The 24,619-nt window shown below is 67.3% G+C and carries 25 protein-coding genes and 1 tRNA gene; 19 read left to right on the forward strand and 7 right to left on the reverse strand.

From position 1 onward, the window contains the following. Positions 1–4 precede the first annotated feature (4 nt). The 3 genes from AC3A5Z_RS17140 to AC3A5Z_RS17150 all read right to left on the reverse strand — a co-directional run bounded on the left by AC3A5Z_RS17140 (position 5) and on the right by AC3A5Z_RS17150 (position 1,683). Positions 5–970 (reverse strand): KpsF/GutQ family sugar-phosphate isomerase, encoded by a 966-nt coding sequence (locus tag AC3A5Z_RS17140; protein ID WP_487520529.1) that lies wholly within the window; start codon positions 968–970, stop codon positions 5–7. Next, entirely contained in the window at positions 951–1,565 is a 615-nt protein-coding gene (locus tag AC3A5Z_RS17145) for a ribonuclease D (protein ID WP_487520530.1), read from the reverse strand. Before AC3A5Z_RS17145 ends, AC3A5Z_RS17140 begins: the two co-directional genes overlap by 20 nt. Before the next feature lie 33 nt (positions 1,566–1,598). After that, positions 1,599–1,683 (reverse strand) — tRNA-Leu (locus AC3A5Z_RS17150). Positions 1,684–1,832: 149 nt separating this feature from the next. On the opposite strand from AC3A5Z_RS17150, the gene AC3A5Z_RS17155 reads away from it, so the two are divergent. The 11 genes from AC3A5Z_RS17155 (at position 1,833) to AC3A5Z_RS17205 (ending at position 14,572) form a co-directional block, all read left to right on the forward strand. After that, positions 1,833–2,819: a complex I NDUFA9 subunit family protein gene (locus tag AC3A5Z_RS17155; RefSeq protein WP_487520531.1), complete on the forward strand. Its 987-nt coding sequence runs from the start codon at positions 1,833–1,835 to the stop codon at positions 2,817–2,819. 15 nt (positions 2,820–2,834) lie between these two features. Then, the gene (locus AC3A5Z_RS17160) at positions 2,835–3,641 is read left to right on the forward strand and encodes an undecaprenyl-diphosphate phosphatase (protein WP_487520532.1); all 807 of its coding nucleotides are present in this window, start codon (positions 2,835–2,837) and stop codon (positions 3,639–3,641) included. Positions 3,642–3,799: 158 nt separating this feature from the next. Beyond that, the gene (locus AC3A5Z_RS17165; RefSeq protein WP_487520533.1) at positions 3,800–5,236 is read left to right on the forward strand and encodes an NAD(P)-dependent oxidoreductase; all 1,437 of its coding nucleotides are present in this window, start codon (positions 3,800–3,802) and stop codon (positions 5,234–5,236) included. 128 nt (positions 5,237–5,364) lie between these two features. Beyond that, positions 5,365–6,087: a hypothetical protein gene (locus tag AC3A5Z_RS17170; protein ID WP_487520534.1), complete on the forward strand. Its 723-nt coding sequence runs from the start codon at positions 5,365–5,367 to the stop codon at positions 6,085–6,087. After that, complete coding sequence (locus AC3A5Z_RS17175) at positions 6,077–6,514, forward strand: GFA family protein (protein WP_487520535.1); 438 nt, start codon at positions 6,077–6,079, stop codon at positions 6,512–6,514. Before AC3A5Z_RS17170 ends, AC3A5Z_RS17175 begins: the two co-directional genes overlap by 11 nt. A gap of 4 nt (positions 6,515–6,518) precedes the next feature. Next, a complete protein-coding gene (gltB, locus tag AC3A5Z_RS17180; RefSeq protein WP_487520536.1) occupies positions 6,519–11,057 on the forward strand; it encodes a glutamate synthase large subunit in 4,539 nt (1,512 codons plus the stop codon). 117 nt (positions 11,058–11,174) lie between these two features. After that, on the forward strand, positions 11,175–11,903 hold the full coding sequence (gene mtgA, locus AC3A5Z_RS17185; protein WP_487520537.1) for a monofunctional biosynthetic peptidoglycan transglycosylase: 729 nt from the start codon (positions 11,175–11,177) through the stop codon (positions 11,901–11,903). A gap of 97 nt (positions 11,904–12,000) precedes the next feature. Further along, positions 12,001–12,666, forward strand: a complete 666-nt coding sequence (gene fzlA, locus AC3A5Z_RS17190; protein WP_487520538.1) for an FtsZ-binding protein FzlA — start codon at positions 12,001–12,003, stop codon at positions 12,664–12,666. Between the two features lie 118 nt (positions 12,667–12,784). Continuing rightward, complete coding sequence (queG, locus tag AC3A5Z_RS17195; RefSeq protein ID WP_487520539.1) at positions 12,785–13,813, forward strand: tRNA epoxyqueuosine(34) reductase QueG; 1,029 nt, start codon at positions 12,785–12,787, stop codon at positions 13,811–13,813. 56 nt (positions 13,814–13,869) lie between these two features. After that, positions 13,870–14,283: a DUF1294 domain-containing protein gene (locus AC3A5Z_RS17200; RefSeq protein ID WP_487520540.1), complete on the forward strand. Its 414-nt coding sequence runs from the start codon at positions 13,870–13,872 to the stop codon at positions 14,281–14,283. A gap of 118 nt (positions 14,284–14,401) precedes the next feature. Further along, positions 14,402–14,572, forward strand: a complete 171-nt coding sequence (locus AC3A5Z_RS17205; RefSeq protein WP_487520541.1) for a hypothetical protein — start codon at positions 14,402–14,404, stop codon at positions 14,570–14,572. A gap of 48 nt (positions 14,573–14,620) precedes the next feature. Here the strand turns inward: AC3A5Z_RS17205 and AC3A5Z_RS17210 are convergent, their stop codons facing one another. Continuing rightward, positions 14,621–15,487, reverse strand: a complete 867-nt coding sequence (locus AC3A5Z_RS17210) for a branched-chain amino acid aminotransferase (protein WP_487520542.1) — start codon at positions 15,485–15,487, stop codon at positions 14,621–14,623. Between the two features lie 159 nt (positions 15,488–15,646). On the opposite strand from AC3A5Z_RS17210, the gene AC3A5Z_RS17215 reads away from it, so the two are divergent. The 6 genes from AC3A5Z_RS17215 (at position 15,647) to dxs (ending at position 20,893) form a co-directional block, all read left to right on the forward strand. Next, positions 15,647–16,156, forward strand: a complete 510-nt coding sequence (locus AC3A5Z_RS17215; RefSeq protein ID WP_107661888.1) for a MarR family winged helix-turn-helix transcriptional regulator — start codon at positions 15,647–15,649, stop codon at positions 16,154–16,156. Continuing rightward, the gene (locus AC3A5Z_RS17220; RefSeq protein WP_107661887.1) at positions 16,153–16,851 is read left to right on the forward strand and encodes a response regulator; all 699 of its coding nucleotides are present in this window, start codon (positions 16,153–16,155) and stop codon (positions 16,849–16,851) included. Before AC3A5Z_RS17215 ends, AC3A5Z_RS17220 begins: the two co-directional genes overlap by 4 nt. A 74-nt stretch (positions 16,852–16,925) precedes the next feature. Continuing rightward, positions 16,926–17,852: a histone deacetylase family protein gene (locus tag AC3A5Z_RS17225; protein WP_487520543.1), complete on the forward strand. Its 927-nt coding sequence runs from the start codon at positions 16,926–16,928 to the stop codon at positions 17,850–17,852. Beyond that, complete coding sequence (locus AC3A5Z_RS17230; protein WP_107661885.1) at positions 17,849–18,088, forward strand: exodeoxyribonuclease VII small subunit; 240 nt, start codon at positions 17,849–17,851, stop codon at positions 18,086–18,088. Before AC3A5Z_RS17225 ends, AC3A5Z_RS17230 begins: the two co-directional genes overlap by 4 nt. Continuing rightward, positions 18,085–18,954, forward strand: coding sequence for a polyprenyl synthetase family protein (locus AC3A5Z_RS17235; RefSeq protein ID WP_487520544.1), 870 nt, complete (start codon positions 18,085–18,087; stop codon positions 18,952–18,954). The genes AC3A5Z_RS17230 and AC3A5Z_RS17235 overlap by 4 nt, the downstream gene beginning before the upstream one ends. Positions 18,955–18,979: 25 nt before the next feature. Beyond that, positions 18,980–20,893, forward strand: coding sequence for a 1-deoxy-D-xylulose-5-phosphate synthase (gene dxs, locus AC3A5Z_RS17240; RefSeq protein WP_487520545.1), 1,914 nt, complete (start codon positions 18,980–18,982; stop codon positions 20,891–20,893). A gap of 89 nt (positions 20,894–20,982) precedes the next feature. Here dxs and AC3A5Z_RS17245 read toward each other — a convergent pair whose 3' ends face one another. Next, on the reverse strand, positions 20,983–21,447 hold the full coding sequence (locus AC3A5Z_RS17245; protein ID WP_487520546.1) for an SRPBCC family protein: 465 nt from the start codon (positions 21,445–21,447) through the stop codon (positions 20,983–20,985). Between the two features lie 48 nt (positions 21,448–21,495). Here AC3A5Z_RS17245 and AC3A5Z_RS17250 point away from each other — a divergent pair, with 48 nt between their 5' ends. Continuing rightward, positions 21,496–21,825 (forward strand): ArsR/SmtB family transcription factor, encoded by a 330-nt coding sequence (locus AC3A5Z_RS17250; protein WP_487520547.1) that lies wholly within the window; start codon positions 21,496–21,498, stop codon positions 21,823–21,825. Positions 21,826–21,856: 31 nt separating this feature from the next. On the opposite strand, the gene AC3A5Z_RS17255 is transcribed toward AC3A5Z_RS17250, so the two are convergent. Further along, on the reverse strand, positions 21,857–22,843 hold the full coding sequence (locus AC3A5Z_RS17255) for a TerC family protein (protein ID WP_487520548.1): 987 nt from the start codon (positions 22,841–22,843) through the stop codon (positions 21,857–21,859). Positions 22,844–23,009: 166 nt separating this feature from the next. Then, positions 23,010–23,846 carry an SDR family oxidoreductase gene (locus AC3A5Z_RS17260; protein ID WP_487520549.1) on the reverse strand — a complete coding sequence of 279 codons (837 nt, stop codon included), beginning with the start codon at positions 23,844–23,846 and terminating at the stop codon, positions 23,010–23,012. Here AC3A5Z_RS17260 and AC3A5Z_RS17265 point away from each other — a divergent pair. Then, positions 23,845–24,543, forward strand: coding sequence for a class I SAM-dependent DNA methyltransferase (locus tag AC3A5Z_RS17265; protein ID WP_487520550.1), 699 nt, complete (start codon positions 23,845–23,847; stop codon positions 24,541–24,543). The genes AC3A5Z_RS17260 and AC3A5Z_RS17265 overlap by 2 nt on opposite strands. Positions 24,544–24,619: the final 76 nt, after the last annotated feature.

Here is a 24,619-nt window from a genome sequence, read left to right on the forward strand (position 1 = left end):
CGGCTCAGGCCACGCCGGCGCGCAGGCAGTCGTGGATGTGGATCAGGCCCACGGCATTGCCGCTGCCTTCCGGCTCCACCACGAAGAGCGAGGTGATCTTCTTCTCGTTCATCACCGCCACAGCCTTTTCCGCCAGCGCCTCGGGACCGATGGTGCGGGGGTTGCGGGTCATGACCTCGGCGGCGGTCAGGGCCAGCAGCCCGTCCATGTGACGCCGAAGGTCGCCATCGGTGATCACCCCCGTCAGATAGCCATCGTCGCGCCTCACGCCAACCACGCCGAAGCCGCGCCCGCTCATCGCCAGCAAGGCTTCGCTCATCGGCGTGTCGGGCGAGATCAGCGGCGGCTCGCGGTGCATGAGGTCGCTGACCTTGGCCAGCCGCGCCCCGAGCTTGCCGCCGGGGTGGAAGACGCGGAAATGTTCGGGGGTGAACTGCCGATGCTCCATCAGCGCGATGGCCAGCGCGTCGCCGAGCGCCAGCGTCATCGTGGTGGAGGAGGTCGGCACGATCCCGGTGTCACAGGCCTCGGCCACCGGCGGCAGCACCAGCGCGACGTCGGACTGGCGCAGCAGGGTGGACCCCGCGCGCGAGGCGACACCGATCAGCGGGATGCCGAAGCGGCGGGTGTGGGCGATGATATCGGCCAGCTCCGGCGTCTCGCCCGAGTTGGACAGCACCAGCGCCACGTCGCCGCGCATCACCATCCCAAGGTCGCCATGGCTCGCCTCGGCGGGATGGACGAATTGCGCCGGCGTGCCGGTGCTGGCGAGCGTCGCGGCGATCTTGCGGCCGACATGGCCCGACTTGCCCATGCCGGACACGATCACCCGGCCCCGGGCCTGCATGATCATCTCGACGGCTTCGGCGAATCCGCCGTCGAGGCTGGCGCCGAGGGCCGTGAGCGCCTTGGCCTCGCGGGCGATGACCCGGCGGCCTGTGGCGAGGAAATCAGTGGTGGAAGATGTCATTCGGTTCGTCCCAACCCATCAGGTCCAGCTGCGCCCGCGTCGGAAGGAAGTCGAAACACTTTTGCGCCAGCTCCATCCGCCCCTCGCGGATCAGCCGCAACTCAAGCTCGGCCTTCAGCCGGTGCAGATAGAGCACGTCCGATGCCGCATAGTCTTTCTGCGCGTCGGTCAGCTTCTCGGCGCCCCAGTCGGAGGTCTGCTGTTGCTTCGACACGTCGACGCCCACCAGCTCCTGCAACAGGTATTTCAGCCCGTGCCGGTCGGTGAAGGTGCGGATCATCCGCGAGGCGATCTTGGTGCACCAGACCGGCGCGGTGACGACGCCGAAAGCGGCGAACATCGCGGCGATGTCGAAGCGGCCATAGTGGAACAGTTTCAGGACGGCGGGATCGGTCAGCAGGCGTTCGAGGTTGGGGGCGGAGCGCTGCCCCCTGTCGATCTGGACCAGATGCGCGTGACCGTCACCGGACGACAGCTGCACGACGCAGAGCCGGTCGCGACGCGGGTCCAGACCCATCGTCTCGGTGTCGATGGCAACGACGGGACCGAGGTCCAGCCCAGAGGGCAAGTCATTGCGATGCAAATGGATTGTCACGCGCTGATCCTTCGAATTGGCACGAAGGATCGATGGTGCCCAGGAGAGGACTCGAACCTCCACGCCTTGCGGCACACGGACCTGAACCGTGCGCGTCTACCAATTCCGCCACCTGGGCAGGTGTCGTGAGGGGTGATCTAAAGAGGCTCGCAGGGACTGTCAACGGGGTGTCACGAAAAATCCGCATGCGTATTGTCGCTTGTTCCAGACGCCCCGGAAAGTTATGGGAGGGGGCAGAATTGGACCATGCCCGGAAGAGGATGGAAGATGAGCAAGCTTGTCACGATCTATGGCGGTTCGGGCTTCGTCGGGCGGTATATTGTCCGCCGCATGGCGAAAGAGGGCTGGCGTGTGCGCGTGGCGGTTCGTCGCCCCAACGAGGCCCTGTTCGTCAAACCCTATGGCAGTGTCGGTCAGGTCGAGCCGGTGTTCTGCAACATCCGCGATGACGCCTCGGTGCGCGCGGTGATGCATGGCGCGGATGCGGTGATCAACTGCGTGGGCGTGCTGGCCGAGGTCGGCAGGAACACCTTCGGCGCGGTGCAGGCCGAGGGCGCGGGCCGCGTCGCCCGGATCGCGGCGGAAGAGGGCGTCGCCACTCTTGTGCATCTCTCGGCGATCGGCGCCGATCCGGCAGGCTCCAGCGCCTATGCGCGCAGCAAGGCGGCGGGCGAGGCGGCGATCCTCGCGGCCTATCCGCGTGCCGTGATCCTGCGGCCTTCGGTGATCTTCGGGCAGGAAGACCAGTTCTTCAACCGCTTCGCCGCCATGACTCGCTTTGCCCCGGTGCTGGCGGTGGTCGGCGGCGACACGAAATTCCAGCCGGTGCATGTCGACAACGTGGCACAGGCAGCGGTTCTCGGGGCGACGGGCAAGGCCGCGCCGGGCATCTACGAGCTGGGCGGTCCGGATGTGGCGAGCTTCCGCGAGCTGATGCGGGACATGCTGGCGGTGATCGAGCGTCGCAAGATGGTGGTCAACATCCCCTTCTTCCTTGCGCATGTGATGGCCGGGGCCTTCGATCTGCTGCAGACCCTGACGCTCGGGCTCTTCAGCAACAAGATCCTGACCCGCGATCAGGTGCGCAACCTCGCGCAGGACAATGTGGTGGCACCGGGCGCCAAGGGCTTTGCCGATCTGGGCATCGTGCCGACGGCGATGGAAGCGGTGCTGCCCGAGTATCTCTGGAGCTTCCGGCCCTCGGGCCAGTATGCCTCGATCAAGAATTCGGCGAAGAACCTTCGCAAGATCTGACGAACAGGAGCGGCTATGGCGGAACCGACGACGCTGGTCGCCGCATTTCTGGGTCTCATCGAGGGTCTGACAGAGTTCATCCCGGTCTCCTCGACCGGGCATCTGCTGCTCGCAGGCCATTTCCTCGGTTTCCAGAGCGCGGGACGCACCTTCGAGGTGGTGATCCAGCTTGGCGCGGTGCTGGCGGTGCTGACCGTCTATGCCGCGAAGCTTCTGGCGGTCTTCGCCGCCGCCCCGCATGATCCCAAGGCGCGGCGCTTCATTGTCTCGGTGCTGGTGGCTTTCATGCCGGCCGTGGTCATCGGGGTTCTGGCGCATGACTTCATCAAGACGGTGCTCTTCGAGACGCCGGTGCTGATCGCGATCATGCTGATCCTTGGCGGGATCGTGCTGCTCTTCGTCGACCGCATGGCGCCCGAGCCGCGGCATGACGATGCGATGGCGCTTCCCTTGGGCATGGCGCTGAAGATCGGCTTCATCCAGTGCCTCGCGATGATCCCCGGCGTGTCGCGCTCCGGCTCGACCATCGTCGGCGCGCTTCTGCTAGGGGCCAGCAGGCGGGCTGCAGCGGAGTTTTCCTTCTTCCTGTCGATGCCCACCATGGCCGGGGCCTTTGCCTACGATCTCTACAAGAACCGTGACGTGCTCGACGCGGGGGCGCTGTCGGAGATCGCGGTGGGCTTCGTCATGGCCTTCATCAGCGGTATCGTCGTGGTGAAGTGGCTGCTGGGCTATGTCAGCCGCCATGGCTACGCCCTGTTCGGCTGGTGGCGAATCGTCGTCGGATCGGCGGCCCTGACCGCGCTTCTGCTGGGACGGTGAGGCGATAGGTCAGAAAGGTTGACCCAAAAGTTCGGTTTTCGGTCAGCAAAGTTGACGCATCATCGGATAAACCGACATATAGGTCAGCATAGCTGACTTTTATTGCAGATTGCCGTGCAGTAATAAGGCGCACCCGCAAGTAGCCCGAGGGATGCAGCATGGCAAAGCAACGGATGCTCCAGTTCGTCACGACCGACAAGGAGATGCCCGAGAAACGTCCCGCACCTTTGCGGGCTCAGGATTTCCACGAAATTTATCGCGAGTTCGCCGATGCCAAGGCCGCCGAGCAGGCCGGCCGCTGCAGCCAGTGCGGCGTGCCGTTCTGCCAGAGCCATTGCCCGCTGCACAACAACATCCCGGACTGGCTGCGCCTGACCGCCGAGGGGCGGCTGCAGGAGGCCTACGAGATCAGCCAGGCCACCAACACCTTCCCCGAGATCTGCGGCCGCATCTGCCCGCAGGACCGGCTCTGCGAAGGCAACTGCGTGATCGAGCAGTCGGGCCACGGCACCGTGACCATCGGCGCGATCGAGAAATACATCACCGACACGGCTTGGGAAAACGGCTGGGTGCAGCCGATCCGTCCGCATGCGGAACGCGGCGAGTCGGTGGGCATCATCGGCGCTGGCCCCGGCGGGCTTTCGGCGGCCGACATGCTGCGGCGCAAGGGCATTCAGGTCACGGTCTATGACCGCTACGACCGTGCCGGCGGGCTGATGACCTACGGCATCCCCAGCTTCAAGCTGGAGAAGGACGTGGTGATGCAGCGCGTCGAGCAGCTGGAGCAGGCGGGCGTGCAATTCGTGATGAACTGCAATGTCGGCGTGGACCTGAGCTTCGACGCAATCCGCGGCCAGCACGATGCGGTGCTGATCGCCACCGGCGTCTACAAGCAGCGCGATCTGGCGGCGCCGGGCGTGGGAGCGAAGGGCGTGGTGACCGCGCTCGACTACCTCACCGCCTCGAACCGCAAGAGCTTCGGCGACGAGGTCGAAGCCTATGAAAACGGCGATCTGAACGCGGCGGGCAAGCGCGTCGTGGTGATCGGCGGCGGCGATACCGCGATGGATTGCGTGCGCACGGCGATCCGTCAGGGCGCCGTCAGCGTGAAATGCCTCTACCGCCGCGACCGGGCGAACATGCCGGGCTCGCAGCGCGAGGTCGCCAATGCCGAGGAAGAGGGCGTCGAATTCGTCTGGCTCTCGGCGCCGCGCGGCTTCACCGGCGGCGAGTCGGTCGAAGGCGTGATCGTGCAGAAGATGCGTCTGGGCGAGCCGGATGCGACGGGTCGGCAGATGCCGGAGATCATCGAGGGCGGCGATTACGTCGAGCCCGCCGATATCGCCATCATGGCGCTGGGCTTCGAGCCCGAGGCGCTGCCGACGCTCTGGGGCGTGCCGGATCTGGGCGTCACCCGCTGGGGCACGGTGAAGGCCGATTTCCGCAGCCACGCGACCAACCTGCCGGGCGTCTACGCGGCGGGCGACATCGTGCGCGGCGCGAGCCTCGTCGTCTGGGCGATCCGCGACGGGCGGGAGGCCGCCGAGGCGATCCTCGATTATCTGGCGCAACCGGCTGCGGTGGCGGCAGAGTAGCGCAGAAGGCGGATATGATTTGCGTCTGCATCCCATGCACGGATGATGCACGGGATCATCGCAGCGGGGCAGGGCCGGTCCGGAAACCGGGACAGGGGCGCTGACCTGAACAGGCCGGGAGCAAGGCAATGGGGCTGACACGGATCATGGCGGCGGGAGGGCTGATGCTGGCCCTTGCCCAGCCTGCGGCGGCGGCGGGGTTCACCCCGCCCGAAGGCTGCACCGGCTTCATGACGGTGCAGTCGCGCGGCTGCCGTGTCTCCAACCATTACCGCTGCGAGAAGGACGCGCCGGGCGACCAGTGGCGCGCCGACTTCGACCAGCAGGGGGTGTTCTTCCTCAGTCGGATCGACTCGGAAGCGCAGTGGGTGGAAAGCTACGAGATGTTTCCCACCGTGGCGCAGGTGATGGACCCGAACCCGGAAGACCCGGCTTCGTTCACCGAGCTGCTGACCGGCGCCGACAGCTATGCCTTCGGGCTGAGCAAGGACAGCGGCGAGCGCAGTCAGGTCAGCGGCTATGATCGGCTGACCGGCAAGACGGTGGTGATCGACGGCATCGCACTGGAGCAGACCGCTTTCGAGTTCTCCGAAACCAGCATCGGCGGCAGCCTTCTGCGTAAGGCGCGGGGCACGGAATACATCCACCGCGACTGGCGGCTGTTCTTTGCCGGACCCACCGAATGGGACAATGGCGACGGCAACCCGATCCCGGTCGATGGCAGCCCGGTGCAGTTCATCTTCCCCGGCGAGCCGGGTTTTGCGGCAACCCAGCCGATCTTCGACTGCGACGCGATCCTGTCGCAATCCCCGATGGAGCGGCTTCTGCGACAGGTGCGCCATGACGACTGACCGGAGCGGACATTGCCTCTGCGGCGCCGTGAGCCTGAGGCTCGACGGCATCGACCACGAGATCCACGCCTGCCACTGCGGCATGTGCCGCCGCTGGACCGGCTCGGCCTTCCTGACGGTGACGGTGGCCGAGTCTGCCCTGACCGTCGAAGGCACGGAGCATGTGAAGCGCCGCAGGTCCTCGGACTGGGCGGAGCGTGCTTTTTGCGGCGAGTGCGGCTCGATGCTCTGGTATCGGCTGATGCTGCCGGATGCGCCGCCGCAATATTTCGTTGCCGCCGGGCTGCTGGACGATCTGTCCGGCCTGCGGCTTTCGGACGAGATCTACATCGATTGCAAGCCGCAGGCCTGGAGCTTTGCCGGCCCGACCCACCAGATGACGGAAGCCGAAGTGCTTGCCGCGTTCCAAGCCAGCCCAGAGGAGTAACGCCATGACGATCTATGATGAAGCCTGGGTGAAAGCCGAAGAAGCCAAGCGTGCCTGGCTGGACGAGAACGGGCTCTACAAATCCGACGACGAACATGCCTCCTGCGGGGTCGGCCTTGTGGTCGCGATCTCCGGCAAGCCGTCGCGCAAGGTGGTGGAGAGCGGGATCTCGGCGCTGAAGGCGGTCTGGCACCGCGGCGCCGTCGATGCCGATGGCAAGACCGGCGACGGCGCGGGCATCCATGTGCAGATCCCGGTGCGGTTCTTCTACGATCAGGTGCGCCGGACGGGGCACGAGCCCGACATGTCGAAGCTGATCGCGGTCGGTCAGGTCTTCCTGCCGCGCACCGATTTCGGCGCGCAGGAACGCTGCCGGACCATCGTTGAGACCGAAGTGCTGCGGATGGGCCACTACATCTACGGCTGGCGCCATGTGCCGGTGGACACGCTGGTGCTGGGCGAGAAGGCCAATGCGACCCGGCCCGAGATCGAGCAGATCCTGATCCGCAACGAGAAGGACATCGACGAGGAGCAGTTCGAGCGCGAGCTCTACATCATCCGCCGCCGGATCGAGAAGGCGGCGCTGGCGGCGCAGATCGCCGGGCTCTACCTCTGCTCGCTCTCCTGCCGGTCGATCATCTACAAGGGCATGATGCTGGCCGAGCAGGTCGCGGTCTTCTACCCCGACCTGATGGATGACCGCTTCGAGAGCGCCTTCGCGATCTATCACCAGCGCTATTCGACCAACACCTTCCCGCAGTGGTGGCTGGCGCAGCCGTTCCGCATGCTGGCGCACAACGGCGAGATCAACACGCTGAAGGGCAACGTCAACTGGATGAAATCGCACGAGATCCGGATGGCCTCTTCGGCCTTCGGGGATGCGGCGGAGGACATCAAGCCGATCATCCCGCAGGGGACGTCGGATTCGGGGGCGCTGGACGCGGTGTTCGAGGTGATGGTGCGCTCGGGCCGGTCGGCGCCGATGACCAAGACCATGATGATCCCCGAGGCCTGGTCGAAAACCACGACCGACATGCCGAAGGCCTGGGCGGACATGTATGCCTATTGCAACGCGGTGATGGAGCCGTGGGACGGGCCGGCGGCGCTGGCGATGACCGATGGCCGCTGGGTCTGCGGCGGGCTGGACCGCAACGGTCTGCGGCCGATGCGCTATGTGGTGACGGGCGACGGCATGCTGATCGCAGGGTCCGAAGCCGGGATGGTACCGGTGGACGAGATGAGCGTGCGCGAGAAGGGCGCGCTCGGGCCGGGGCAGATCATCGCCGTCGACATGGCGCAGGGCAAGCTCTACCACGACACCGAGATCAAGGACCGGCTGGCGGGCTCGCAGCCCTTCGGCGCCTGGATCGAGAAGGTGGTGGACCTGAACGCGCTGCTGCGCGACGTGCCGGAAGCGGCGATGTTCGAGCCGGCGGAGCTGCGCAAGCGGCAGATCGCGGCGGGCTACACCGTCGAGGAGATCGAGCAGGTGCTGGCTCCGATGGCGGAGGACGGCAAGGAGATGATCGCCTCGATGGGCGATGACACGCCGCCGGCGGTGCTGTCCTCGGTCTATCGTCCGCTGAGCCACTTCTTCCGGCAGAACTTCAGCCAGGTCACCAACCCGCCGATCGACAGCCTGCGCGAAAGCCGGGTGATGAGCCTGAAGACGCGGTTCGGCAACCTCAAGAACGTGCTGGAGGACAATTCCAGCCAGACCGAGATCCTGATCCTCGAGAGCCCCTTCGTGGCCAATGCCGAATTCGACGTGATGCTGTCGCAGTTCGGGGCCAATGTCGCGACCATCGACTGCACCTTCCCGGCCAGCCGGGCGCATGACGCGCTGCGGCTGGGGCTGGAGCGCATCCGCGCCGAGGCCGAGGATGCGGTGCGCTCGGGCGCGTCGCATATCGTGCTGACCGATCAGGGGCAGGGGCAGGATGCGGTGCCGATGCCGATGATCCTCGCCACCTCGGCGGTGCATAGCTGGCTGACGCGCAAGGGTCTGCGGACCTTCTGCTCGGTCAACGTGCGCTCGGCGGAATGCATCGACCCGCATTACTTCGCGGTGCTGATCGGCTGCGGCGCCACCACGGTGAACGCCTATCTGGCGCAGGACACCATTGCCGACCGGATCGCACGCGGTCTGGTCGAGGGCTCGCTGACCGATGCGATGCGGCGCTACCGCGACGCGATCAACGCGGGTCTGCTGAAGATCATGGCGAAGATGGGGATCTCGGTGATCTCCTCCTACCGCGGCGGTCTGAACTTCGAGGCGGTCGGTCTGAGCCGCGCCATGGTGGCCGAGTATTTCCCGGGGATGCACAGCCGCATCTCGGGGATCGGCGTCTCGGGCATCCAGCACAAGCTGGAGGAGGTCCATGCGAAAGGCTGGCTCGGCGGGGCCGACGTGATGCCGATCGGCGGCTTCTACAAGGCGCGGCGCTCGGGCGAGAAGCACGCCTGGGAAGCGCAGACCATGCATATACTGCAATCGGCCTGCGACCGCGCCTCCTACGATCTGTGGAAGCAGTATTCCGCGGCGATGCGGGCCAACCCGCCGATCCATATCCGCGACCTCTTGGACATCAAGGTGCTGGGCAAGCCGGTGCCGATCGAGGAGGTGGAATCGATCACCTCGATCCGCAAGCGCTTCGTCACGCCGGGCATGAGCCTCGGCGCGCTGGGGCCGGAGGCGCACAAGACGCTGAACATCGCGATGAACCGGATCGGCGCGAAATCCGACTCGGGCGAGGGCGGCGAAGATCCGGCGCATTTCCTGCCCGAGCCGAACGGCGACAACCCCAGCGCCAAGATCAAGCAGGTGGCCTCCGGGCGCTTCGGCGTGACGGCGGAATATCTGAATGCCTGCGAGGAGCTGGAGATCAAGGTCGCCCAGGGCGCCAAGCCCGGCGAGGGCGGCCAGCTGCCCGGCATGAAGGTGACCGAGCTGATCGCGCGGCTGCGGCATTCGACCAAGGGCGTGACGCTGATCTCGCCGCCGCCGCACCACGACATCTACTCGATCGAAGACCTCGCGCAGCTGATCTACGACCTCAAGCAGATCAACCCGCGCGCCAAGGTGACGGTGAAGCTGGTCTCGGCCAGCGGCGTCGGCACCATCGCAGCGGGCGTGGCCAAGGCCAAGGCCGACATCATCCTGATCTCGGGCCACAACGGCGGCACCGGGGCCTCTCCGGGCACCTCGATCAAATATGCAGGCCTGCCGTGGGAGATGGGTCTGACCGAGGCGCATCAGGTGCTGGCGATGAACAACCTGCGCGAGCGGGTGACGCTGCGCACCGACGGCGGGCTGCGCACCGGGCGCGACATCGTCATGGCGGCGATGATGGGGGCCGAGGAATACGGCATCGGCACCGCGGCGCTGATCGCCATGGGCTGCATCATGGTGCGGCAGTGCCAGTCGAACACCTGCCCCGTGGGCGTCTGCACCCAGGACCCGGCGCTGCGCGCCAAGTTCACCGGCTCGGCGGACAAGGTGGTGAACCTCATCACCTTCTACGCCCAGGAGGTGCGCGAGATCCTCGCCTCGATCGGGGCGCGGTCGCTGGACGAGATCATCGGCCGGGCCGATCTTCTGACGCAGGTCAGCCGCGGGGCGGCGCATCTCGACGATCTGGACCTCAACCCGCTGCTCATCACCGTGGATGGGGCGAACCGGATCACCTACGACCGCTCGAAGCCGCGCAACCACGTGCCCGACACGCTGGATGCCGAGATCGTCAAGGACGGCGCGCGCTTCTTCGAGGATGGCGAGAAGATGCAGCTGAGCTATGCCGTGCGCAACACGCACCGCACCATCGGCACGCGGGCCTCGTCGCATATCGTGCGCAAATACGGCATGCGCAACAACCTGCAGCATGACCACCTGACGGTGAAGCTGTCAGGCTCCTGCGGCCAGTCGCTGGGCGCCTTCGCCACCAAGGGGCTGAAGATCGAGGTCTCGGGCGATGCCAACGACTATGTCGGCAAGGGGCTCTCGGGCGGGCTGATCGTGGTCCGGCCGCAGATGGAAAGCCCGCTGGTCGCGGCGGAGAACACCATCATCGGCAACACCGTGCTCTATGGCGCGACCGACGGCTTCCTCTTTGCCGCCGGGCGGGCGGGCGAGCGGTTCGCGGTGCGCAACTCCGGTGCCACGGTTGTGGTGGAGGGCTGCGGCACCAACGGCTGCGAATACATGACCGGCGGGGTCGCGGTGATCCTCGGCAGCATCGGTGCCAACTTCGGCGCCGGGATGACCGGGGGCATGGCCTATCTCTACGACCCGGAAGGCGTTGCCGAGGATTTCATGAACCTCGAGACGCTGGTGACCTGTGCCGTCAGCCACCCGCATTGGGAGGCGCAGCTGAAGGGGCTGATCGAGCGCCACGTGCGCGAGACCGGCAGCCGCCATGCGCAGCGCATCTTGGCCGACTGGGCGGTGGAGCGGCAGAACTTCCTGCAGGCCTGTCCGAAGGAGATGCTGGTGCACCTGCCGCATCCCCTGAGCGACGAGCCGCAGGCGGTTCCGGCGGAGTGATCGCGAAGGCCCCGGGGGAAACCCCGGGGCCTTCGGCTTTGGGGCTTTCGGCTTTCGCGCCCCGCGCGGCCTCGCAGCGCTTGACCCCGGCGCGGGCTTCGTGGTCTTGCTTCGCCGATGACACGCAAGCCTTCCTCGCGCAAATCCGCCAGCAAGCCGGCGCCCGCCCCGCGTCTGCGGCCCGGGCGGCTGATCCGGCGCTGGGCGCTGCGCGGGGTGATCGGCTTTGGCGCGCTAACCCTGTTCTTCGTGCTGCTCTTCGCCGTGGTGAACCCGCCCACCACCTTCACCATGCTGGCCGAAGGCCGTCGTCTGGGCGGGGTGGAGCAGGAATGGGCCGACTGGGAGGAGATCGCCCCGGTGATGGCGCGCTCCATCGTCGCGGCGGAGGATGCCAACTACTGCCTGCACTGGGGCTTCGATATGCGGGCGATCCGTGCGGCGATGGAGGCGGGCGGCAATCGCGGCGCCTCGACGCTGAGTCAGCAGGTGGTGAAGAACGTCTTCCTCTGGCAGGGCCGCAGCTGGCCACGCAAGGCGCTGGAGGCGATCATCACCCCGGTGGTGGAGACGGTCTGGACGAAGCGCCGCATCCTCGAGGTCTACATGAACGTGGCGGAATTCGACGAGGGCGTCTTCGGCATCCGGGCCGCCGCCGCCCACGCGTTCCAGGTCGAACCCTCGGATCTCACCCCGCGGCAGGCGGCGCGGCTGGCGGCGGTGCTGCCCGACCCCAAGGGGCGCGATGCGGCCAATCCGGGCGATTTCACCCGCCGCCGCGCCGCCTCGATCATCGACGGCGCCGACACGATCCGCGCCGACGGGCGGGCGGCCTGCTTCGAGTAGGCAGGCCGATTGCCGCCCTATTTACCATTGCGGGATTGAATTCCGCCGCCCCACGCGGCAATGAAGGCCCATCCCTTCTCGAAAGCCCCGCATTGCGATGAACCGACTTTACCACGCTCCGCTGTCGCCCTTCTGCCGCAAGGTTCGCCTGACGCTGGCGGAGAAACGGATCGAGGTGGAGCTGGTGGAGGAGCGCTATTGGGAGCCCTCGCCCGACTTTCTGCGCCGCAACCCGGCGGGCAAGGTGCCGGTGCTGAGGATGGACAGCAAGGTGCTGTCGGAAAGCCAGGCGATCTGCGAATATATCGAGGATACGGTGCCGCAGCCGCCGCTTATGCCGCGTGACCCCGACGGTCGCTTCGAGGTGCGGAGGCTCTGCGCCTGGTTCGATGACAAGTTTCAGGGCGAGGTCACCTCGAAACTGCTCTACGAGCGGGTGAACAAGAAGCTGATGGCGCAGGGCTATCCGGATTCGAAGAACGTGAAGTTCGGCTCGCAGCGGATCAAGTACCACCTCGATTACATGGCCTGGCTGCTCGATCAGCGGCGCTGGCTGGCGGGCGACGTGATGACCCTGGCCGATTTCACCGCCGCCGCTCACCTGTCCTGCCTCGACTACATCTCGGACGTGGACTGGAACCGGCATGCGGTGGTGAAGGACTGGTATGCCAAGATCAAGTCGCGGCCTTCGTTCCGGCCGCTGCTGGTCGATCAGGTGCCGGGCTTCCCGCCGCCGGCGCATTACGCCGATCTGGATTTCTGAGGGGAAAGCGCCGGGGGCTGTCTGCCCCCGCCAGCGCACGGGCCGGGCGTTATTCGTTGAAACCCTACACTGGAGGGTTTCCAAACACTCATAGCCCCCCGGGGATATTTAGGCCAAGATGAAAGGACTGCCCGTGAAGGAGCGTCTCATCGCGCGGGCGTTGGAGGAGGGGTTCTCCAAGGTCGGGATCTGCGCGCCTGACGCCGCGCCGGAAACGGCGGGGCGGCTCAGGGCCTTTCTCGAGGCCGGGCGGCATGGGCAGATGGGCTGGATGGCGGAGCGCGAACAGTGGCGCGGCGATGCGGCGGCGCTCTGGCCCGAGGCGCGGTCGGTCATCATGCTGGCCGAGGTCTATACCCCCGAGGCCGATCCGCGCGCCGTGCTGGCCGAGCGCGACCGGGCGGCGGTGAGCGTCTATGCCCAGGGCAAGGATTACCACGATCTGGTGAAGAAGCGGCTGAAGCGGCTGGGGCGCTGGCTGGTGGCCGAGACCGGGGCCGAGATCAAGGTCTTCGTCGATACCGCGCCGGTGATGGAGAAGCCGCTGGCGCAGGCGGCGGGGCTCGGCTGGCAGGGCAAGCACACCAATCTTCTGAGCCGCGATCTGGGCAACTGGTTCTTTCTCGGCGCGATCTTCACCACGCTGGACCTGCCCAAGGACGCGCCCGAGCCCGAGCATTGCGGCTCCTGCACCGCCTGTCTCGAGGCCTGCCCGACGCGGGCCTTCCCGGCGCCGTTCCAGCTCGATGCCCGGCGCTGCATCTCCTACCTGACCATCGAGCATCACGGGCCGGTGGAGCCGGAGTTGCGGGCGCTGATGGGCAACCGGATCTATGGCTGCGACGATTGCCTAGCCGCCTGCCCCTGGAACAAGTTCGCCGTCGCGGCGCGCGAGATCGGCTATGCCGCGCGGGTCGGGGCGCCACCTCTGGCCGAGCTGGCGGAGCTGGACGATGCGGGCTTCCGCGCGCGTTTCGCGGGGTCGCCGATCAAGCGGATCGGGCGCGACCGCTTCCTGCGCAACGTGCTCTATGCCATCGGCAATTCCGGCGATCCCGCGCTGTTGCCCGCGGCGCGGGCGTGTCTGGGCGACGCCGATGCGGTGGTGGCCGAGGCGGCGGAATGGGCGGTGGCGCGGCTGTCCTGAAATCCGCCACATTGGCGCGGCATCCGGGGCGGCGCATGCGGCGGGTGAGGGTGAGGATGAGCTGGGAAGGGATCGGGCTGGCGGCGGCCTATCTTGGGGTGATGAACATCGCAACCTATGCGGCCTTCGCGCTGGACAAGCGCCGCTCGGTCGCGGGGGCGTGGCGGCTGCGCGAGGTGTCGCTGCTCCGGCTGGCGTTGTTCGGCGGCTGGCCGGGCGCGAAGCTGGCGCAGTGGCGGCTCCGGCACAAGACGCGCAAGCAGCCCTTCGCGCGGATCCTGAACCTGATCGGCGTGCTGCAGCTGGTGCTGGCTCTGGCGCTTGCCGCCACGGCGGCGGGCTGGACCGGGGCGGCGATGCGCTGGCTCGGCGGCGAGGGCTGGGCGGGGATCGGCTTCACGCTGTTCGAGCCGGGGCCGGAGCCCGAGCCGGAGCGGGTGATGCCGCGGCGATTTGGCCCGGGGTCGTGACCGGCGGGGCCCTGCCGCCCGGTTTGGTCGTGAGGCCGAATCGTGCTAGGGTGCCCCTCCCGCAAGGGCCGGACGCCGGGCCTTCGGGGAATTGTCGTGCAGCCAGAGGAGGACCGACATGAGCCGTCACCTTGCAGACAAGCGCAGCCCGTCGGAAGGCGGGCGGGTGAAGATGTTCCTGAAGATCGCGCGCAGCCCGCGGGCGATCTGGCACCGGAACGCGGCGCGCCCTGCGGGCAACCGCCGCCTGATGGAATTCCTGCGGATCGAGCGCGGTCGCACCGCCTGAACCGCCAGCGTTGAGAAAGAGCGCGCCCGGGGGCGCGCTCTCTGTCCGTCAGGCGCGGACCAGCTTTTCGTAATCGGTGGCGACGGATTTCGTCAGCTCGCCCACCTCGAAGCTGTAGTCGCCGATCTGGCCGACGGGCGTCACCTCGGCGGCGGTGCCGGTGAGGAAGCACTGCTCGTAGCCTTCCAGATCAGCTGCTTCGATCCGCTTCTCGACCACGGTGATGCCCTTGTCCTTCAGCATCTGGATGACGGTCTGCCGGGTGATGCCGTTGAGGATCGCGTCGGGGATCGGGGTGTGGACCTCGTTGCCCTTGACGAAGAAGATGTTGGCGCCGGTCGCCTCGGCGACATAGCCGCGGTAGTCGAACATCATCGCGTCCGAACAGCCCTTCGCCTCGGCGGCATGCTTGGACATGGTGCAGATCATGTAGAGACCGGCGGCCTTGGCGGCATGCGGGATCGTCTCCGGCGAGGGGCGCTTCCATTTCGAGATGTCGAGTTTGGCGCCCTTGAACTTGGCGTCGCCGTAGTAGTTGCCCCAGGCCCAGCAGGCCACCGCCATGCGGATCGGGTTGCGCTGCGAGGCCACGCCCATGTCTTCGCCCGCGCCGCGCCAGGCCAGTGCGCGGACGTAGCAGTCGGTCAGGTTGTTGGCCTTGATGGTGGCTTCCTTGGCCGCCTCGATCTCGGCCACCGAATAGGGCAGCGGCATGTCGAGCAACTCGCCCGACTTGCGCAGCCGCTCGGAATGTTCGACCGACTTGAAGATCTTGCCGTTGTAGCAGCGCTCTCCCTCGAAGACCGAGGAGGCATAATGCAGCGCATGGGTCAGGACGTGCACCTTGGCGGAGCGCCAATCCACCAGCTCGCCATCCATCCAGATGAAACCGTCGCGATCGTCATAACCTGCCATCGTAACCTCCTTCGCCCGCGGGCATTTTCCGTTTGTTGCGCTGAAAAGGTCCGGTGCGGACATAAAGTTGCGCAAAACCCGGGGATTCGCTAACAGTTGAGTCTTGGAAAGTCAACAAGGCTGACATAAAATCCCGTTGTAACGAGGGAGAGCGGATCGATGGCCGAGGGTGGAGCAGGGCCGGGGGGCGGCGAGTCGCTGCTGTTCCTGACCGACGAACAGTTGCGCAAGGGGATCGAGGCGATGTTCTTCGCCTATCGTGGCTTCACCGCCGATCCCGACCGGATTCTCGACGAGATGGACTATGGCCGGGCGCATCACCGGGCGATCCACTTCATCCACCGCTCGCCCGGGACCACGGTGAACAACCTGCTGTCGATCCTCGGCGTGACCAAGCAATCGCTGAACCGGGTGCTCCGGACGCTGATAGAGGACGGGCTGGTGGAGAGCCGGGTGGGCCGGGTCGACAAGCGCGAGCGCCACCTGTTCCTGACGGCGAAAGGCTCGGAACTGGAGCGGGTGCTGTCGGATGCCCAGCGGGCGCGGCTGCGCGCCGCCTACCGGGTGGCGGGGCCCGCGGCGGTGCAGGGCTTCCGCCAGGTGCTCGAAGCGATGATGGACCCGGACCTGCGGAGGCAGTATCAGACGCTGAAGGAGAGCAGCGCATGACCGAACCGCAGGCCCATCTTCTGGTCGTCGACGACGACGAGCGCATCCGGGGATTGTTGCAGAAATTCCTCGTGCGCAACGGCTTCCTCGTCTCGACCGCCCGCGACGCGGCGCAGGCGCGGCGGCTCCTGGCCGGGCTGGAGTTCGACATGATCGTGCTCGACGTGATGATGCCCGGCGAGGATGGCATCACCCTGACCCGCGCGCTGCGCGAGGAGATCGCCACGCCGATCCTCCTGCTGACCGCGCGCGGCGAGACGGCGAACCGGATCGAGGGGCTGGAGGCGGGGGCGGATGACTATCTGGCCAAGCCCTTCGAACCCAAGGAGCTGCTGCTCAGGATCAACGCCATCCTGCGCCGCGTGCCGGTGCTGAAGGCCGATGCCGGGCCGAAGGTGCTGCATCTGGGCTCGGTGCGTTACGATCTGGAGCGGGGCGAGCTGTGGCGCGGCGCCGATCCGGTGCGGCTGACCGCGACCGAGGCGGCGCTGATGCGGATCTTCGCCGCCCAGCCGGGCGAGGCGGTGAGCCGCGAGAAACTGGTGGGCGATCTCGGCCGCGACGACGGGCAGAGCCAGGAACGCGCAGTGGACGTGCAGATCACCCGGCTGCGGCGCAAGATCGAGGTGGACCCCAAGCAGCCGCGCTATCTGCAGACGGTGCGGGGGTCGGGCTACATGCTGGCGCCGGATTAGCGGAACCCGCCGGGGGCTTCGCGCCCCCGGACCCCCGCGGGATATTTAAGGACAGAAAATAGGGAGGGTGACGCATGACGACGGCTTGCTATTCTCATGAGGCATCCTCGGGTCACGTGACGCCGCCGGGTCATCCGGAGCGGGTGGAGCGGATGCGGGCGGTGGCGGAGGGGCTCGCCGGGCTCGAGCTCGACCGGCGCGAGGCGCCGCTGGCCGAGGAGGCCGAGGTGCTGCGCTGCCATCCCGCTTCCTATCTCGCGCGGATCAAGGCGGGTCTGCCGGAGGAGGGTTGGTCGCAGCTGGACGGCGATACCTTCCTGTCGCCCGGCTCACTGGAGGCGGCGCTGCGCGCGGTCGGCGGCACCTGTGCGGCGGTGGATCTGGTGCTGTCGGGCGGGGCGGGCAATGCCTTCGTCGGCTGCCGCCCGCCGGGGCATCATGCCGAGCAGGATGTGGCGATGGGCTTCTGCCTGTTCGGCTCGGTCTCGATCGCGGCGAAGCGGGCGCTGGAGAAGCACGGGCTCTCCCGCGTCGCCATCGTCGATTTCGACGTGCATCACGGCAATGGCACGCAGGCGCTGATGTGGGACGAGCCGCGCGTGCTGTTTGCCTCGAGCCACCAGATGCCGCTCTATCCCGGCACGGGGGCGGCGGAGGAACGCGGCGCGCATGGCCAGATCGTCAATGTGCCGCTCCGCGCAGGCAGCGCGGGGGCGGTGATGCGGGCGGCCTACGAGGACGTGATCCTGCCGCGGATCGATGCCTTCCGGCCCGAGCTGATCCTGATCTCCGCCGGTTTCGACGCCCATGCCGACGATCCGCTGGCCGGGCTGAACTGGACGGCGCAGGATTTCGCCTGGCTCACCGGGCGGATCTGCGATCTGGCTGCGGCGCATTGTGGCGGGCGGGTGGTCTCGACACTCGAGGGGGGATATGATCTGCCTGCCCTTGCTGCGAGTGTCGCGGCCCATGTGGGCGTCTTGAAGGAGCGGAGCGCATGACGGAAAAGCCGGTGGCAAGCATGACATTCGAAGAGGCGATGGCCGCGCTGGAGCAGGTTGTCGGCGCTCTGGAAAAGGGCGATGTGCCGCTGGACCAGTCGATCGCGCTCTATGAACGCGGCGCGGCGCTGAAGGCGCATTGCGCCGGCAAGCTGAAGGATGCCGAGGAGAAGGTGGAGATGATCCGCGCCGCCGAGGGCCGTGCGGTCGGAACGGTGGCTGCGGAGGGATTGTGAGCTTTCCCGTTGCTTTGAACGACGCGGCCCTTGCCGTGCAGGCGCGGCTCGATGCGGCGCTGGCGGGCCATGACGATCTGCCGGTGGTCGCGGCGATGCGCTACGCGCTGCAGGGCGGCAAGCGGCTGCGCGGCTTTCTGGTGCTGGAGTCGGCGCGGCTGCATGGCATCGCCCCCGAGGCGGCGGTGAGTGCGGCGGCGGCGATCGAGGCGCTGCATGCCTACAGTCTCGTGCATGACGACCTGCCCTGCATGGATGACGACGACCTGCGCCGCGGCCTGCCGACGGTGCATGTGAAATGGGACGAGGCGACGGCGGTGCTGGCGGGCGATGCCCTGCAGACGCTGGCCTTCGAGCTTCTGGCCGACCCGGCGCTGGGCCCGGCCGAGGTGCGGATCGCGCTGGTGGCCTCGCTGGCCAGGGCCTCGGGCGCCGAGGGCATGGTGCTGGGGCAGGCGCTGGACATCGCCGCCGAAAGCGCCGCCGTGCCGCTGACCCTGCCCGAGATCACCCGGCTGCAGGCGGGCAAGACCGGCGCGCTGATCCGCTGGTCGGCGGAGGCGGGCGCCGTGCTCGGCCAGGCCGATGCCGGGCCGCTGGGGCGTTATGCCACGGCCCTCGGTCTCGCCTTCCAGATCGCCGACGACATCCTCGATGTCGAGGGCGATGCGGCCAAGGCGGGCAAGCGTTTGCAGAAGGATGCCGAGGCGGGCAAGGCGACCTTCGTCTCGCTCCTGGGCCTCGAGGGGGCGAAAGACCGCGCAAAAGCCCTGGTGACCGAGGCGGAAGCCGCTCTGGCCCCCTATGGTGCGGCAGCGGGAACCTTGATCGAGGCTGCGCGCTTCGTTATTGCGCGCGAAAGCTGAGCAGCCACCCCGAGGAGGGGAGCCAATGACCGACAGACCCAAGACGCCGACGCTGGACCGGGTGAACCTGCCCGTGGACCTAAAGGCCTTGAGCGACCGCGAGCTGCGGCATGTCGCCGACGAGCTGCGGGCCGAGACCATCTCGGCCGTGTCGGTGACGGGCGGGCATCTGGGCGCGGGTCTGGGCGTAGTGGAGCTGACGGTGGCGCTGCATGCCGTCTTCGACACGCCGCGTGACAAGATCATCTGGGATGTCGGCCACCAGTGCTACCCGCACAAGATCCTGACCGGGCGGCGCGACCGCATCCGGACGCTGCGGACCGAGGGCGGGCTCGCAGGCTTCACCAAGCGGTCGGAGAGCCCCTATGACCCCTTCGGCGCGGGCCACAGCTCCACCTCGATCTCGGCGGCGCTGGGCTTTGCCGCGGCGCGCGACCTGACCGGCGAGGGCGGCGATGCCATTGCGGTGATCGGCGACGGGTCGATGAGCGCGGGCATGGCCTTCGAGGCGATGAACAACGCAGGCCATCTGAAGAAGCGGCTGATCGTCATCCTGAACGACAACGAGATGAGCATCGCGCCGCCGGTGGGGGCGCTGTCGTCCTATCTGAGCCGCCTCTATGCCGGCGCGCCGTTCCAGGATTTCAAGGCGGCGGCCAAGGGGGCGCTCGGCTTCCTGCCCGAGCCGTTCCAGGAGGGCGCGCGGCGGGCGAAGGAGATGCTCAAGAGCATCACCGTCGGCGGCACGCTGTTCGAGGAGCTGGGCTTCTCCTATGTCGGGCCGATCGACGGGCATGATCTGGAGCAGCTGCTGGCGATCCTGCGCACGGTGAAGGCGCGGGCGACCGGGCCGGTGCTGATCCATGCGATCACCAAGAAGGGCAAGGGCTATGCCCCGGCGGAAGAGGCGCGTGACCGGGGGCATGCCACGTCGAAGTTCAACGTGCTGACCGGCGAGCAGACCAAGGCGCCGTCGAACGCGCCGAGCTATACGAAGGTCTTCGCCCAGAGCCTCGTGAAGGAGGCCGAGCGGGACGAGCGGATCGTGGCGGTGACGGCGGCGATGCCGGACGGGACGGGGCTGAACCTGTTCGCGGAGCGCTTCCCGAACCGCTGCTTCGACGTGGGCATCGCGGAACAGCATGCGGTGACCTTCAGCGCCGGGATGGCGGCGGGGGGCTTGCGGCCGTTCTGCGCGCTTTATTCCACCTTCCTGCAGCGCGGCTACGACCAGATCGTGCATGACGTGGCGATCCAGCGGCTGCCGGTGCGCTTCGCCATCGACAGGGCCGGGCTGGTGGGGGCGGATGGGGCGACCCATGCGGGGGCCTTCGACGTGGCTTTCCTCACCAACCTGCCGGGGTTCGTGGTGATGGCCGCCGCCGATGAGGCGGAGCTGGTGCATATGGTGGCCACGGCCGTCGCGCATGACGAGGGGCCGATCGCCTTCCGGTTCCCGCGCGGCGATGGCGTGGGGGTGGAGATGCCGGCGAAGGGCGTCCCGCTGGAGATCGGCAAGGGGCGGATCGTGCGGGAGGGCAGCCGGGTGGCGATCCTGTCGTTCGGGACGCGGCTGTCGGAGGTGATGATGGCGGCGGAGGCCCTGACGGGGCGGGGGATCGCGCCGACGGTGGCGGATGCCCGCTTTGCCAAGCCGCTGGACCGGGAGCTGATCCTGCGGCTGGCGCGGGATCATGAGGCGCTGATAACCATCGAGGAAGGCTCGATTGGCGGGTTCGGCAGCCATGTGGCGCAGCTTCTGGCCGAGGAAGGTGTCTTCGATGGCGGGATCAAGTTCCGCTCGATGGTGCTGCCCGACACGTTCATCGATCAGGCGAGCCCGGAGAAGATGTATCAGGTCGCCGGGATGAGCGCCGCCGAGATCGAGGCGAAGGTCTTGCAGACGCTGGGCGTGGCGCTGGTGGGAAAACGGGCCTGAGGGCCCGTTTTCACGCGTGGTAGTCGGATCAAACCACTGATATCACATGATATTCCGCCAAGCATTCAGGTTTTCTTAACCTGTGGCGCTCATCGGAACATGCCGTCGCGCAGGTTGAGGCCGTGTTCGACATAGGCTTTCATCGCGCAGAGCATCTGCATCCATCCGGCGCAGTTGCCGTAGCTGGCTTTCAGACCGCTTGCGGTCTCGCGCCAGCCTTCCTCGGATATGCTGACAAGGGTGCGCCCGTCGTCGAGGGAGGCGAAGGCCATGGTGACGGTGGTCATGTAGCCGGCATCGGACATGGCGTTCTCGCCGTCGCTCGCAGCCCATTGCAGCACGATGCGTTCATTCGGCACCACCTCGACCACAGTGACCGGAAAGGCGCCGGGAAAATCGGCGAAATTCCATGTGACGGTGGCGCCGGTTTCGAGCCGGCCCTTCGCGCCGCCGGTGGTGAAGTAGGAGGATAGCTGCTGCGGGTCCACCACGGCCTCGAAGACCTCGTGAACGGGGCGGGCGATGCGGGCCGAAACTTTGAACTTCAGATCCATGGCACTTGCTCCTTGTCCTGAGTCGCTATTATGTTATAGAAATATAACATGTCAACCGAAGATCAGATATCCCTTGTTTTCAAGGCGCTGGCCGCGCCGATTCGGCGGCGGCTGCTGGATGCATTGAAGGATGCGCCGCAGACGACGGGCGGCCTGTGCGAGGCCTTTCCGGATCTGGACCGCTGCACGGTGATGCAGCATCTTGGGGTGCTGGAGAAGGCGGATCTGGTGATCGTCGAGCGGCAGGGGCGCGAGCGGTGGAACCACCTGAACCCGCTGCCGATCAAGCATATCCATGACCGCTGGATCGGCGCCTATGCCGCGAGCGCGGTCGATCTGCTGGCGCGGATGGCGAGCGATCTGGGGCCGGAGAAGTGACGCCCGGGCCTCGGCGGCCCGGGCGATCCGGTCAGGGCAGTTGCTTCGGCGCGTCGTTGCGGCTGCGCCAGAGCGAATAGGCCACGCCCGCGCCGAGGATGGCGAAGGTGATGCCCAGCGACCAGTCGGCGGGGAACTTCTGCCAGCCAAGGGCATCGGCGATGAAGACCTTGGAGCCGATGAACACCAGAAGGATCGCCAGCGCCTGCTTGAGATAGTGGAAGCGGTGCAGCACCGCCGCCAGCGCGAAGTAGAGCGCGCGCAGGCCGAGGATGGCGAAGATGTTCGAGGTGTAGACGATGTAGGGATCGGTGGTGATGGCGAAGACCGCCGGCACCGAATCGACGGCGAAGACCAGATCGGCGATCTCGATCAGCACCAGTGCCAAGAACAGCGGGGTCATCCAGCGGACGGTGCGGCCGGTCTTGCTGTCGGGGGCGGTGACGAAGAAGGCATTGCCGTGCAGCCTGTCGGTCACCCGGAAGTTCTTGCGCATGAAGCGCAGCACCGGGTTGGCGTTGATGTCCATCTCGGTCTCGTCGGTCACCAGCATCTTGATGCCGGTGAAGATCAGGAAGGCGGCGAAGATGTAGAGCACCCAGCCGTATTCCGCGACCAGAGTGGCCCCGAGGCCGATCATGATGCCGCGCAGCACGATCACGCCGAGGATGCCCCAGAACAGCACGCGGTGCTGATAGGCGCGGGGGATGGCGAAATAGCTGAAGATCAGCGCGATGACGAAGACGTTGTCGAGCGCCAGCGTCTTTTCCACCACGAAGGCGGTGAGATATTCGGCGGCGGGCTGGGCGCCGAACTGCCACAGCACGAAGCCGGCGAAGCCGAGGCCGAGGGTGATGTAGAGCGCCGAAAGCCTGAGGCTTTCCGCGACGCCGATCTCGTGATCGGTCTTGTTCAGCACGCCGAGGTCGAAGGCGAGCAGCGCCACGACGATGCCGAGGAAGGTGAACCAGAGCCAGAGCGGGGTTCCGAGGAAGAGGGTGAAAAGCAGGGCGTCCATGATGTCCTCTGTGTTGAGGAGCGCGCGTGGAACTGCCCTGTGTGGGATGACCGGGCTGGCACCGAGCGCGCTCGATGCGGTCCGACATCACGACTTGCGTCGTCAGAGGGGCCCGGTCCGCAGAGGGCAGGTAAGGGCGGGCTCGGGGGCAGACAAGAGGGCGGGATCAGGTTTCTTCGGCGAGAAGGCTTTCGAGGCCCGAGCGGTAGTCGGGATGGATCAGCCGGATGCCGAGATCGCGCTTGATCCGGTCGTTCCGCACGCGCTTCGATTCGGCGTAGAAGCTGCGGGCCATCGGCGTCATCTCGGCCTCGGCATAGGGGATGCCGGGCGGTTCGGGCAGGCCGAGGAGATGGGCGGCGTAGGAGAGCACGTCTTCGGGCGGGGCGGGATCGTCGTCGCAGAGGTTGTAGACCGCGCCGGGGTCGGGCTGGCGCATCGAGGCTTCGAGCGTCTGGGCGATATCGTCGACATGAATGCGGCTGAAGACCTGACCGGGCTTCAGGATGCGGCGGGCGGTGCCGTCGCGCACCTTCTCGAACGGGCCGCGGCCGGGGCCGTAGATGCCGGCGAGGCGGAAGATGTGCACGGGCAGGCCGGTCGCCTGCCACTCGGCCTCGGCGGCGACGCGGGCCTGACCGCGGGCGGTGGAGGGGGTGAGCGGGGTCGATTCGTCGACCCAGCCGCCCTGATGGTCGCCATAGACGCCGGTGGTGGAGAGATAGCCGACCCAATGGGGGGTGGCGGTGGCGATCCCGGGGGCGGCGGCGAGGAAGGGATCGGTCGGATCGGGGGCGGCGGAGACGAGGATGTGGCTCGCCTCGGCCAAGGCGGCGGTGAGGTCGCCGGGCCAGAGCAGCGGCTCGATGCCCTCGGCCTGAAGCGCGCGGGCCTTGGCGGCGCTGCGGGTGGTGCCGATGATGCGCCAGCCCTGGGGCAGGAGGCGGCGGGCGAGGGCGCGGGCGGAGTAGCCGTGGCCGAGGGAGAGGAGCGTCTGGGTCATGGCGCAGTATTTCCCCGCGCTGCCGGTGCTGCAAGTGGTTGATTTGCGGGCGGGGGCGTGGTGTCGTGAGGGCATGACCGATCTCAACGACGCCTTCGCCCTGCGTTCGCCCGAGGATTGCCTCAGGCTCTACCGCGACTGGTCGCGGGATTACGACGCGGGCTTCGCCGCCGGGATGGATTACCGCCTGCCCGCCCATGTCGCCGCGGCCTTCTTGGCGGCGGGGGGCGCGGGGCCGGTGCTGGACGTGGGGGCCGGGACCGGGCTTCTGGCCGAGGCGCTGCGCGGGATGGGGTTTCCGGGCGAGATCGACGGGATCGACCTGACGCCGGAGATGCTGGCGCGGGCGGGGGAGAAGGGCGTCTACAGCGCGCTGGTCGAGGCCGATGTGACGCGGGCGCTGCCCTTGGAGGGCGGCTATCGCGGGGTGGTGAGTTCGGGCACCTTCACCCACGGCCATGTCGGGCCCGAGGCTTTCGGGCCGATGCTGGCGGTGGCCGCGCCCGGGGCGCTGTTCGCGCTGTCGATCAACGCCGGCGTCCATGTAGCGCGGGGCTTCGACGTGGCGCTGGCGGGGATGGAGGGCATCACCGGGTTGCAGCTGATCGAGGTGGAGGTCTATGGGCCGGCGGCTGCGGCGCGGGATGCGGCCCATGCGGCGGACCGGGCGCTGATCGCGCTGTTCCGCAAGGTTTAAGCTTCCGTTACCGATCGCAGGCCCTATCGCCGGGCTTGATCCGCCGGGCCGGCCCGGTGCATGTTTGGCGATCCAT

The organism is Cereibacter sp. Soil_C_27 (genome assembly GCF_057657095.1).

What these genes read in the sequence shown, in the direction of transcription:
- AC3A5Z_RS17175 (WP_487520535.1), top strand. Translation starts at nt 6,077, where the DNA reads ATGACGACTGACCGGAGCGGACATTGCCTCTGCGGCGCCGTGAGCCTG.
- AC3A5Z_RS17140 (WP_487520529.1), bottom strand. Translation starts at nt 970, where the DNA reads ATGACATCTTCCACCACTGATTTCCTCGCCACAGGCCGCCGGGTCATC.
- AC3A5Z_RS17215 (WP_107661888.1), top strand. Translation starts at nt 15,647, where the DNA reads ATGGCCGAGGGTGGAGCAGGGCCGGGGGGCGGCGAGTCGCTGCTGTTC.
- fzlA (WP_487520538.1), top strand. Translation starts at nt 12,001, where the DNA reads ATGAACCGACTTTACCACGCTCCGCTGTCGCCCTTCTGCCGCAAGGTT.
- AC3A5Z_RS17250 (WP_487520547.1), top strand. Translation starts at nt 21,496, where the DNA reads ATGTCAACCGAAGATCAGATATCCCTTGTTTTCAAGGCGCTGGCCGCG.
- AC3A5Z_RS17160 (WP_487520532.1), top strand. Translation starts at nt 2,835, where the DNA reads ATGGCGGAACCGACGACGCTGGTCGCCGCATTTCTGGGTCTCATCGAG.
- AC3A5Z_RS17225 (WP_487520543.1), top strand. Translation starts at nt 16,926, where the DNA reads ATGACGACGGCTTGCTATTCTCATGAGGCATCCTCGGGTCACGTGACG.
- AC3A5Z_RS17255 (WP_487520548.1), bottom strand. Translation starts at nt 22,843, where the DNA reads ATGGACGCCCTGCTTTTCACCCTCTTCCTCGGAACCCCGCTCTGGCTC.
- AC3A5Z_RS17265 (WP_487520550.1), top strand. Translation starts at nt 23,845, where the DNA reads ATGGCGCAGTATTTCCCCGCGCTGCCGGTGCTGCAAGTGGTTGATTTG.
- dxs (WP_487520545.1), top strand. Translation starts at nt 18,980, where the DNA reads ATGACCGACAGACCCAAGACGCCGACGCTGGACCGGGTGAACCTGCCC.
- AC3A5Z_RS17210 (WP_487520542.1), bottom strand. Translation starts at nt 15,487, where the DNA reads ATGGCAGGTTATGACGATCGCGACGGTTTCATCTGGATGGATGGCGAG.
- AC3A5Z_RS17205 (WP_487520541.1), top strand. Translation starts at nt 14,402, where the DNA reads ATGAGCCGTCACCTTGCAGACAAGCGCAGCCCGTCGGAAGGCGGGCGG.
- AC3A5Z_RS17220 (WP_107661887.1), top strand. Translation starts at nt 16,153, where the DNA reads ATGACCGAACCGCAGGCCCATCTTCTGGTCGTCGACGACGACGAGCGC.
- AC3A5Z_RS17155 (WP_487520531.1), top strand. Translation starts at nt 1,833, where the DNA reads ATGAGCAAGCTTGTCACGATCTATGGCGGTTCGGGCTTCGTCGGGCGG.
- gltB (WP_487520536.1), top strand. Translation starts at nt 6,519, where the DNA reads ATGACGATCTATGATGAAGCCTGGGTGAAAGCCGAAGAAGCCAAGCGT.
- mtgA (WP_487520537.1), top strand. Translation starts at nt 11,175, where the DNA reads ATGACACGCAAGCCTTCCTCGCGCAAATCCGCCAGCAAGCCGGCGCCC.
- AC3A5Z_RS17260 (WP_487520549.1), bottom strand. Translation starts at nt 23,846, where the DNA reads ATGACCCAGACGCTCCTCTCCCTCGGCCACGGCTACTCCGCCCGCGCC.
- AC3A5Z_RS17165 (WP_487520533.1), top strand. Translation starts at nt 3,800, where the DNA reads ATGGCAAAGCAACGGATGCTCCAGTTCGTCACGACCGACAAGGAGATG.
- AC3A5Z_RS17200 (WP_487520540.1), top strand. Translation starts at nt 13,870, where the DNA reads ATGAGCTGGGAAGGGATCGGGCTGGCGGCGGCCTATCTTGGGGTGATG.
- queG (WP_487520539.1), top strand. Translation starts at nt 12,785, where the DNA reads ATGAAAGGACTGCCCGTGAAGGAGCGTCTCATCGCGCGGGCGTTGGAG.
- AC3A5Z_RS17245 (WP_487520546.1), bottom strand. Translation starts at nt 21,447, where the DNA reads ATGGATCTGAAGTTCAAAGTTTCGGCCCGCATCGCCCGCCCCGTTCAC.
- AC3A5Z_RS17170 (WP_487520534.1), top strand. Translation starts at nt 5,365, where the DNA reads ATGGGGCTGACACGGATCATGGCGGCGGGAGGGCTGATGCTGGCCCTT.
- AC3A5Z_RS17230 (WP_107661885.1), top strand. Translation starts at nt 17,849, where the DNA reads ATGACGGAAAAGCCGGTGGCAAGCATGACATTCGAAGAGGCGATGGCC.